Annotated in this window: 1 protein-coding gene; it reads left to right on the forward strand. The window is 32.2% G+C overall.

Going from position 1 to position 1065, the window contains the following annotated elements; all coding sequences use genetic code 11:
- Positions 1–735: amino acid--tRNA ligase-related protein (locus IDG60_RS27645; RefSeq protein WP_346767043.1), on the forward strand; the 735-nt coding region annotated here is incomplete at its 5' end.
- Positions 736–1065: the final 330 nt, after the last annotated feature.

Below are 1065 nucleotides of genomic sequence, written 5' to 3' on the forward strand. Positions count from 1 at the left end.
TACTTAGAAGCTGCAGCAATGGCACACGGAAAAGTATTTTCATTTGGTCCAACTTTCAGAGCTGAAAAATCAAAAACACGTAGACACTTGATCGAGTTCTGGATGATTGAAGGGGAAATGGCTTTCATAAATCATGCTGAAAGTTTAGAAATTCAAGAACAATATGTAACACATGTTGTAAAATCAGTTTTAGAAAATTGTAAACTAGAGTTGAAAATTTTAGAGCGTGATACATCAAAACTTGAAAAAGTTGCGACACCATTCCCTAGAATTTCATATGATGATGCAATTGAATTCTTAAAATCAGAAGGCTTTGATGATATTGAATGGGGCGAAGATTTTGGTGCGCCACATGAAACAGCCATTGCTAATCATTATGATTTACCGGTGTTTATTACTAATTATCCAACTAAAATTAAGCCTTTCTATATGCAACCAAATCCTGAAAATGAAGAAACTGTATTATGTGCAGACTTAATTGCACCTGAAGGATACGGTGAAATTATTGGTGGATCTGAACGTGTGGATGACTTAGAATTGTTAGAACAACGCGTTAAAGAACATGGATTAGACGAAGAAGCATATAGTTACTACTTAGACTTACGTCGTTATGGTAGTGTGCCACACTGTGGATTTGGTTTAGGTTTAGAACGTACAGTAGCATGGATTTCTGGTGTTGAACACGTTCGTGAAACAGCGCCATTCCCAAGATTATTAAACCGTTTATATCCATAAGTTTTAGGGTCGTTACTTAAAATATATATTATGATAATAAAAAGAATCGTCCAGCCTATATTAATAGCTGGGCGATTTATGCTTGGAAAATGAAGATTGATAACGGCTTATATTAATCATGAAAAAACTTTTGTTTAGTAACTATATTTGGAAAATAAATAGTTCATCTGATTATAAATAAAGTTCATTGTTAAAATCTAGTGTTAAAAAATACTGTTATTTAAAATTTGTTTGCTACTAGTTAAATATATTAAGCATTTTAGTCGAAAATTAAAGAAAATGATTTATACTATTAAGTAATGGTTAAATTTAAAAGGGGGCACGAACATG

The organism is Staphylococcus sp. EG-SA-2 (assembly GCF_017152085.1).